Raw genomic sequence first — 9,083 nt, forward strand, 5'->3', positions numbered from 1 at the left:
GCGGGGGCGGGTGCACCGCTCGCGCGCGCCCCCCAGCCCGCGGGCCTCCGGCCCTTGACGGCGTGGTGCCACTGGGGGGGGGCCCCGCGCCCGCCCCCGGGGGGGCCCCGCCCTTTTGCGCGCCCGCCAAGGGCCTGTACGGGGTCCAGGAGGTGCCGGCGCGGGCGCGCGACCCCTTCAAGCGGCCCGCGGTCCCCGGACAGCTCCGTACGGGCAGTCCCCGGCCGCCGGGGAGAGTTTCAGCCCCTTCCGGCGTTCGAGGAGGAGCGGGTTCCGGGGCGGAGCCGCCCCGGGGATCGCCGGGTTCCGGGGGCCGGGCTACGGCGCGGGGGCCGGGAAAGGGCGAAGGCCCGGGGCCGCCAGGAGATCCGGGCGGCCCCGGGCCTTCAGCGCGGGTGGGTGTTCCGTGTCACGCCTTGTGGAGGCGGAACACCAGGGACAGGCCCTCGTCGGTGAACGGCTCCCCGTAGGCGCCGTCGGCCTCTCCCTGGGCGAAGTCCGTGGCGAGGACCTCGTCGGCGATGAGACCGGCGTGCTCGGCGAGGGCCGCGACGACCGCCGGGTCCGTGGAGGTCCAGCGCAGGGCGATGCGGTCGGCCACGTCGAGGCCGCTGTTCTTGCGGGCCTCCTGGATCAGCCGGATCGCGTCACGGGCGAGGCCCGCCTGCCGCAGCTCCTCGGTGATCTCCAGGTCGAGCGCGACGGTCGCGCCGGAGTCCGAGGCGACCGACCAGCCCTCGCGCGGGGTCTCCGTGATGATGACCTCGTCCGGGGCCAGGGTCACGGTCTCGCCGCCGACCTCGACCGAAGCGGTGCCCTCGCGCAGGGCGAGGGACAGGGCGGCCGCATCGGCCTGGGAGATGGCCTTCGCCACATCCTGGACGCCCTTGCCGAACCGCTTGCCCAGAGCGCGGAAGTTCGCCTTCGCGGTGGTGTCGACCAGTGAGCCGCCGACCTCGGAGAGCGACGCGAGGGAACTCACATTCAGTTCCTCGGTGATCTGCGCGTGCAGTTCGGGGTCGAGCGCCGCGAAGCCGGTGGCGGCGATCAGCGCGCGGGACAGCGGCTGACGGGTCTTGACGCCCGACTCCGCGCGCGTGGCCCGGCCGAGCTCGACGAGACGGCGCACGAGCACCATCTGGCGCGACAGCTCGGGGTCGATGACGGACAGGTCCGCCTCGGGCCAGGTCGACAGGTGCACGGACTCCGGGGCGTCCGGGCTGACCGGGACGACCAGGTCCTGCCAGACCCGCTCGGTGATGAACGGGGTCAGCGGGGCCATCAGCCGCGTGACGGTCTCCACGACCTCGTGCAGCGTGCGCAGCGCGGCCTTGTCGCCCTGCCAGAAGCGGCGGCGGGAGCGGCGCACGTACCAGTTCGAGAGGTCGTCGACGAACGCCGACAGGAGCTTGCCGGCCCGCTGGGTGTCGTACGCCTCCAGAGCCTGCGTCACCTGGTCGGTGAGCGCGTGGAGTTCGGAGAGCAGCCAGCGGTCCAGGACCGGACGGTCCGCCGGAGCCGGGTCGGCCGCGCTGGGCGCCCAGTCGCCGGTGCGGGCGTACAGCGCCTGGAAGGCGACGGTGTTCCAGTACGTGAGGAGCGTCTTGCGGACGACCTCCTGGATGGTGCCGTGACCCACGCGCCGCGCCGCCCACGGGGAACCGCCGGCCGCCATGAACCAGCGCACCGCGTCGGCGCCGTGCTGGTCCATCAGCGGGATCGGCTGCAGGATGTTGCCCAGGTGCTTGGACATCTTGCGGCCGTCCTCGGCGAGGATGTGGCCGAGGCACACGACGTTCTCGTACGAGGACTTGTCGAACACCAGGGTGCCGACGGCCATCAGCGTGTAGAACCAGCCGCGCGTCTGGTCGATGGCCTCGGAGATGAACTGGGCCGGGTAGCGGCTCTCGAAGATCTCCTTGTTCTTGTACGGGTAGCCCCACTGCGCGAACGGCATCGAACCCGAGTCGTACCAGGCGTCGATGACCTCGGGCACGCGGGTCGCGGTCAGACCGCAGCCGTCCTGCGGGCACGGGAAGGTCACCGCGTCGATGTACGGGCGGTGCGGGTCGAGGTCCGACTGGTCGGTGCCGGTCAGCTCGGACAGCTCCGCGCGCGAGCCGACACAGGTGAGGTGGCCCTCCTCGCAGGTCCACAGCGGCAGCGGGGTGCCCCAGTAACGGCTGCGCGAGAGCGCCCAGTCGATGTTGTTGTTCAGCCAGTCGCCGAAGCGGCCGTGCTTGACGGACTCCGGGAACCAGTTGGTCCCCTCGTTCTCCTCCAGGAGACGGTCCTTGACGGCCGTGGTGCGGATGTACCAGGACGGCTGCGCGTAGTACAGGAGCGCGGTGTGGCAGCGCCAGCAGTGCGGGTAACTGTGCTCGTACGGGACGTGCTTGAAGAGGAGGCCGCGGCTCTGGAGGTCCTCCGTGAGCTGTTCGTCCGCCTTCTTGAAGAAGACGCCGCCCACGAGCGGGACGCTCTCCTCGAAGGTGCCGTTCGGGCGGATCGGGTTCACGACCGGAAGGCCGTACGAGCGGCAGACCTTGAGGTCGTCCTCACCGAAGGCGGGGGACTGGTGGACCAGACCCGTACCGTCCTCGGTCGTCACGTACTCGGCGTTGACGACGAAGTGGGCGGGCTCGGGGAACTCGACGAGCTCGAACGGACGTTGATACGTCCAGCGCTCCATCTCGGCACCTGTGAAGGACTCGCCCGTGGCCTCCCAGCCCTCGCCGAGCGCCTTCTCGACGAGCGGCTGCGCGACGACGAGCTGCTCCTCGCCGTTCGTCACGACGACATAGGTGACACCCGGGTGGGCGGCGACCGCGGTGTTGGACACCAGCGTCCACGGCGTGGTGGTCCACACCAGGAGCGCGGCACGGCCGGCCAGCGGACCGGAGGTGAGCGGGAAACGGACGTACACGGAGGGGTCGACGATCGTCTCGTAGCCCTGGGCCAGCTCGTGGTCCGACAGGCCCGTCTCGTCGCGCGGGCACCAGGGCGCCACGCGGTAGTCCTGGACCAGCAGGCCCTTGTTGAAGATCTCCTTGAGCGACCACCACACGGACTCGATGTACTCGGGGTCCATCGTCCGGTAGGCGTCGTCGAGGTCGACCCAGTAGCCCATGCGGTTCGTCAGCTCGGTGAACGCGTCGGTGTGGCGGGTCACGGACTCGCGGCACCGGTCGTTGAACTCGGCGATGCCGAACGCCTCGATGTCCTGCTTGCCGGTGAAGCCGAGCTCCTTCTCGACCGCCAGCTCGACCGGCAGGCCGTGGCAGTCCCAGCCTGCCTTGCGGGCCACGTGGTAGCCGAGCATGGTCCGGAAGCGCGGGAAGACGTCCTTGAAGACGCGCGCTTCGATGTGGTGGGCGCCCGGCATCCCGTTGGCGGTGGGCGGGCCCTCGTAGAACACCCACTCCGGCCGGCCCTCGGACTGCTCGAGGCTCTTGGCGAAGATCTTCTGCTCACGCCAGAAATCGAGCACGGCGTGCTCGAGTGCGGGCAGGTCGACCTGGGCGGGCACCTGGCGGTACGTCGGCGCTGTCATCGGCGAGCTTCCTCCAACGGACTTTCTGCCTTCCGTCGGAGGGACGAGAGCCGTCTTGCTGCGGACGCCGTGTGCGGCGCGCTCCCGCGGTACCACCCTCCTTGGCCCTCCGACGCGCCGTTCGTGTCGGTGAGCCCCCTCATTGGGGTCGCGATGCCGGGTCTACTGGCCCCACAGGGGTGTTCTGCCGGCGGCTCCGGGGTGATCTTCGCGTCGCGCTCGCCCCCGGGCTTCCACCGTCCCCGGGTCGCTCCTGGCCGCGTACGCCGCTACTCGTCCCCATCCACGCTTCTCGCTGCGGCCCAGTGTACGGCGCCCCGGGGCCGTCGGCCGACCGGTTTTCCCGGTCACGGCCGTGGCCTGCGCGGTGACCCGAATGGCGAGGCGCGCGCGTCCGGATCCCGGGACGCCGGTCCCGGCGGATTACCCGGCGGGGAGCTGGGCACAACGGAGGCAGACTCGCCGCGCGGGGCTCGCGTGGCGGGCGAATCGTGGCCGGGTCCCGTTGCCGCGGGCCAGAAGTCGATTTATCGTCCCAGCACGATTCGCGAGCAAGATCACAATATGTGAAGGGGCCGCGGCCATGGTGGCGAAGAAGACCGCCGTACATCAGTCGGCGTCGGGCAGATCCACGAGTGCGGCGGCCAGGGAAACGGGCGGGAAGAAGGACGCGCAGGCGGCCGGGACGAAGACGGCCGGGACCAGGACGGCCGGGACGAAGACGCCCGGGACGAAGGCCGCCTCCTCCGGGAGCGCGTCCGAGAAGGACGCGGGCAGGAAGGCGGAGGGCGGGAAGAGCAACGCGAAGAAGGCGGCGACGGCCGCGGGGAAACCCGCGTCCGGGAAGTCCGCCGCCTCCGCGGCGCGGAAGCGCACGGGCACGGCGAGGAAGAGCACCGGTACGGCCAGGAAGACGGCCGCTGCGGCGGCCCAGGGCGCGGCCGAGGCCGCGAAGACGACAGGAGCCACGACGGTGGTTGCGAAGAAGACCCGTGGCGCGGCCACGGCCGCCAAGAAGGCCACCGCCGTACCGAAGGCGAGGATCGCCGCGGTCGAGCCCGGTGAGCTCGCGGTGCGGCCGGGGGAGGACCCCTGGACCCCGGAGGAGGTCGGGGAGGCCCGCGCGGAGCTCCAGTCGGAGGCGCTGCGGCTGCGCGCCGAGATCTCGTCGTCCGAGGAGGCTCTCGCGGGCCTGATGCGGGACTCCGGCGACGGCGCGGGCGACGACCAGGCGGACACGGGGACGAAGAACATCACACGCGAGCACGAGATGGCGCTCAACTCGAACGCCCGGGAGACGCTGGAGCAGACCGAGCACGCCCTGGACCGCCTCGACGCGGGCACCTACGGGCTCTGCGAGAACTGCGGCAATCCCATTGGGAAGGCCCGCATGCAGGCCTTCCCGCGCGCCACCCTGTGCGTCGAGTGCAAGCAGAAGCAGGAACGCAGGCACTGATCCCCGGGCGCCGCAAGGGAGCGGCACCGCCTCGCGGGCCCGAGCGCTCCTGAGCACCTGGGCCCGCGAGCGTGTGCCGTACCCTCGTCCTCAGTCAGGAACCTAGGTCGAGGGACTCACTCACGTGGCAGAGGCGGAGCGCATCATCGGTACGCCGGAGATTCCAGGGACGGCGGGGGCCGAACCGGATCACACCGGCGGGAACGCGGCGTCCGGGGACCGGTCCGGCGCCGACGCGCCGGCCCCGGCCGAGCGGCCCAGGGGCAAGCGCAGGATCGCCGTGCTCTTCACGGTGGCCGTGCTGGCGTACGCCCTCGATCTCGTCAGCAAGATGATCGTGGTGGCGAAGCTGGAGCACCACGACTCGATCGACATCCTCGGGGACTGGCTGAGGTTCGAGGCGATCCGCAACGCGGGCGCCGCCTTCGGCTTCGGACAGGCGTTCACGATCATCTTCACGGTGATCGCGGCGGCCGTGATCGTCGTCATCGCACGGCTCGCCCGCAAGCTCTACAGCGTGCCGTGGGCCATCGCGCTGGGCCTGCTGCTGGGCGGCGCGCTCGGCAACCTGACCGACCGGGTCTTCCGCTCGCCCGGCGTCTTCGAGGGCGCGGTCGTGGACTTCATCGCACCCAAGCACTTCGCCGTGTTCAACCTCGCCGACTCCGCGATCGTCTGCGGCGGCATCCTGATCGTGCTGCTGTCGTTCCGGGGCCTGGACCCGGACGGCACGGTCCACAAGGACTGACCCGCTCCCGGCTGTCGTGCGGGCCGTCCCACGGCCCGTACGACGCCTCGGCGGCGGCTTCGGCCGGGCACTGGCGTTCGGGCTGTGGTCAGGCGGTGTCCGAGCCGTCCGGCATACTCGACGGGTGAGTACGATTCCCGAGATCCGCACCCTGCCCGTGCCCGACGGCCTGGAGGGCGAGCGTGTCGACGCCGCCATCTCCCGCATGCTGGGCTTCTCCCGTACCAAGGCCGCGGAGCTCGCCGCGGCGGGCAAGGTGACGATCGACGGATCGGTTGTCGGCAAGTCCGAGCGGGTGCACGGCGGCGCCTGGCTGGAGGTCGAGATGCCCGGAGCCCCCGCGCCCGTGCAGATCGTCGCCGAACCCGTCGAGGGCATGGAGATCATCCATGACGACGACGACGTGCTCGTGATCGTCAAGCCCGTCGGCGTGGCCGCGCACCCCAGCCCCGGCTGGTCGGGCCCGACCGTCATCGGCGGTCTCGCGGCCGCCGGCTACCGCATCTCCACCTCCGGCGCCGCCGAGCGCCAGGGCATCGTCCACCGCCTCGACGTGGGCACCTCCGGCCTGATGACGGTCGCCAAGTCGGAGTACGCGTACACCTCGCTCAAGCGCCAGTTCAAGGAGCGCACGGTCGACAAGCGCTACCACGCGCTCGTCCAGGGCCACCCGGACCCGACCAGCGGCACCATCGACGCGCCCGTCGGTCGCCACCCGAACCACGACTACAAGTGGGCGGTCACGGCCGAGGGCAAGCCCTCCGTCACGCACTACGACCTGATCGAGGCGTTCCGCGCGGCCTCCCTGCTCGACATCAAGCTGGAGACCGGGCGCACCCACCAGATCCGCGTCCACATGTCCGCCCACCGCCACCCCTGCGTCGGCGACCTGACCTACGGCGCGGACCCCACGCTCGCCAAGCGCCTCGGCCTCACCCGCCAGTGGCTGCACGCGGTGCGCCTCGGCTTCGAGCACCCCGCGGACGGCCGCTGGGTGGAGTTCGAGACCGGCTACCCCGAGGACCTCCAGCGGGCACTCGACAAGGTCCGTGAGGAGAGCAACGCGTGAGCGGCGGTCCGGACGCGGCGACGGCCGTCTCCCTGGAAGCGCGCGGCGTCGCCTACGAGGTGCGGGTCGCTGAGAGCACCACCGACCGTGAGGCCTGCTTCGCGGTGCGCAAGGACGTCTTCGTCGGCGAGCAGGGCGTCCCCCAGGACATCGAGTACGACGCGTACGACCCCGGCGCCCTGCACGTGCTGGCGGTCCGCGAGGACGGCGTGCCCCTCGGCACCGGGCGCCTGCTGGAGGGCGAGGCCGCCGCGGCGAAGGTGGGCGGGGATCCGGCCGTCGGCTCGCTCGGGCGGCTCGCCGTGACACGCGAGGCGCGCGGGCTCGGCGTCGGCGCCGCGCTCGTCGGGGCCATCGAGGCCGCCGCACGCGCGCGTGGCCTGACCGCCGTGGACCTGCACGCGCAGACCCACGCGCTGGGGTTCTACGAACGGCTCGGATACGTGGCGTACGGTCCGGAGTTCGCGGACGCGGACATGCCGCACCGCGCGATGCGCAAGGCCCTGTGAGCGGAGTATCGACGTAGCGGCGTGGCACGCTTGAGGTCCGGTTCGCCCTTGACCCTCTAGACCCCGCCGGAGCGCTGACCGTGGATCAGTTGGCCCTGCTGTTCGTGCTGCTGCTCGGGGCCGTGGTCAGCGTCCCGGTCGGAGAGCGGTTCGGGCTTCCCGCGCCGGTCCTGATGACCCTGCTCGGCATGGTGCTGGCCGTGCTGGAGTTCGTCCCGAACGTGGACATCCCGCCGGAGCTGATCCTGCCGGCGCTGCTGCCGCCGCTGCTGTACGCCGCGGTGCGCCGCACCTCGTGGAGACAGTTCGCCGCGAACAGGCGCCCGATCTTCCTGCTCGCCGTGGCCCTGGTGTTCGTCACCACCCTGGCGGTCGCCGCCGTCGCGAGCTCGATCGTGCCCGGCCTGCCGCTCGCCGCCGCCTTCGCGCTGGGCGCCCTCGTGGCACCCCCCGACCCGGTCGCGGCGACCGCCGTCGCGGGACAGCTCGGGCTGCCGCGCCGCCTGGTCTCGATCCTGGAGGGCGAGGGGCTCTTCAACGACGTCACGGCGATCGTGCTCTACCACGTGGCGATCGCCGCCGCGGTCAGCGGGACCTTCTCGCCCTGGCGGGCCGGACTCGACCTCGTGCTCTCCGCCGTCGTCGCCCTCGTCGTCGGGGTGGCCCTCGGATGGGCCGCGAACAAGCTGATGACGCTGGTCGGCGACGCCACCCTGCAGATCGGGCTGACCCTGCTGGTGCCGTACGTCGCGTACGTCCTGGCCGAGGAACTGCACGGATCCGGGGTGCTCGCCGTGCTCACCACCGCGCTGTTCCTCGCGGAGTACGCCACCGACGCCGACGACGTCCTGACCCGGCTCGCCGGGTCGACGGTCTGGGACGTGGTGGACACGCTCGTCACCGGTGTCGCCTTCGGGCTCATCGGGCTGGAGCTCCACAACGCCATCCGGACCGCTTCGGGCCGCTGGGGCGAGATGCTCGGCTGGGCCGCCACGATCGTGGTCGTGGTCGTGCTCGTACGCCTGGCCTGGCTGCTGCCCGCGACCTGGCTGACCAAGCGGCTGCACGCCAAGCGGGACTACGACGAGGAGATCCCGACCTCGTGGCGGGAGACCGTGGTCATGTGGTGGGCCGGGATGCGCGGGGTCGCCTCCGTGGCCCTGGCGCTCGCGATCCCGCTGAAGATGGACGACGGGTCGCCGTTCCCCGACCGCGACGAGATCGTGTTCATCGCCTTCGGAGTGATCATGGCGACCCTGGTGATCCAGGGACTCACCCTGCCGTGGCTCGTCAGAAGACTCGGGGTGCGGGCCGACGAGGACGTCGAGAAGGCCTTCGAGAAGGAGCTCGCGGTACGGGCCGCCAAGGCCGCGAAGCGGAGGCTGCGGGAGATCGAGGAGGTGGAGGAGCTGCCGGAGGAGGTCTCCGAGCAACTGCTGCGCCGGGCCTTCGAGATCGGTGTGCGGATCAGCCCCGACATGGGGGACGAGGAGCGGCGCGAGGCGCATCTTCAGCGGGTCCGGCGGATGAAGCGGATGCGGCGGATCCAGGGGGAGATGCTGAGCGCGGCCCGGCACGAGGTGCTGTCCGCGCGGAGCGAGCCCGGGGCCGACCCGGAGATCGTGGACCGGGTCCTGAGACACCTGGACGTCCGCAGCCTCCGCTGACGCCTGCCGCCTGCCGGCGTGTTCACCGGCGTCCCCGGGTGCCCGGCGCCGGGCACCCGGGCGAGCGGCCTGGTCCGCCTG

7 protein-coding genes are annotated in these 9,083 nt (G+C 71.8%); 5 read left to right on the plus strand and 2 right to left on the minus strand.

Going from position 1 to position 9,083, the window contains the following annotated elements:
* Positions 1–409: 409 nt before the first annotated feature.
* Positions 410–3,553 carry an isoleucine--tRNA ligase gene (gene ileS / locus ACFXGX_RS05365; protein ID WP_384784867.1) on the minus strand — a complete coding sequence of 1,048 codons (3,144 nt, stop codon included), beginning with the start codon at positions 3,551–3,553 and terminating at the stop codon, positions 410–412.
* A 609-nt stretch (positions 3,554–4,162) separates the two neighbouring features.
* Positions 4,163–4,522: a hypothetical protein gene (locus tag ACFXGX_RS05370; RefSeq protein ID WP_384784869.1), complete on the minus strand. Its 360-nt coding sequence runs from the start codon at positions 4,520–4,522 to the stop codon at positions 4,163–4,165.
* Positions 4,523–4,526: 4 nt separating this feature from the next.
* On the opposite strand from ACFXGX_RS05370, the gene ACFXGX_RS05375 reads away from it, so the two are divergent.
* The 5 genes from ACFXGX_RS05375 (at position 4,527) to ACFXGX_RS05395 (ending at position 9,002) form a co-directional block, all read left to right on the plus strand.
* Entirely contained in the window at positions 4,527–5,009 is a 483-nt protein-coding gene (locus ACFXGX_RS05375) for a TraR/DksA family transcriptional regulator (protein WP_384784871.1), read from the plus strand.
* A gap of 124 nt (positions 5,010–5,133) precedes the next feature.
* Entirely contained in the window at positions 5,134–5,757 is a 624-nt protein-coding gene (gene lspA, locus ACFXGX_RS05380; RefSeq protein ID WP_382796333.1) for a signal peptidase II, read from the plus strand.
* Positions 5,758–5,881: 124 nt separating this feature from the next.
* Positions 5,882–6,826: an RluA family pseudouridine synthase gene (locus tag ACFXGX_RS05385; RefSeq protein ID WP_384784873.1), complete on the plus strand. Its 945-nt coding sequence runs from the start codon at positions 5,882–5,884 to the stop codon at positions 6,824–6,826.
* 32 nt (positions 6,827–6,858) lie between these two features.
* Positions 6,859–7,335 carry a GNAT family N-acetyltransferase gene (locus ACFXGX_RS05390; protein ID WP_384784884.1) on the plus strand — a complete coding sequence of 159 codons (477 nt, stop codon included), beginning with the start codon at positions 6,859–6,861 and terminating at the stop codon, positions 7,333–7,335.
* 80 nt (positions 7,336–7,415) lie between these two features.
* Positions 7,416–9,002, plus strand: coding sequence for a Na+/H+ antiporter (locus ACFXGX_RS05395; RefSeq protein ID WP_384784875.1), 1,587 nt, complete (start codon positions 7,416–7,418; stop codon positions 9,000–9,002).
* The last annotated feature ends 81 nt before the right edge of the window (positions 9,003–9,083 follow it).

The sequence above is a fragment of the Streptomyces sp. NPDC059371 genome, assembly GCF_042751995.1.
Classification (GTDB): domain Bacteria; phylum Actinomycetota; class Actinomycetes; order Streptomycetales; family Streptomycetaceae; genus Streptomyces.

Excerpts from the sequence above, each read along its gene's own strand:
- ileS (WP_384784867.1), bottom strand. The coding sequence starts at position 3,553 with ATGACAGCGCCGACGTACCGCCAGGTGCCCGCCCAGGTCGACCTGCCC.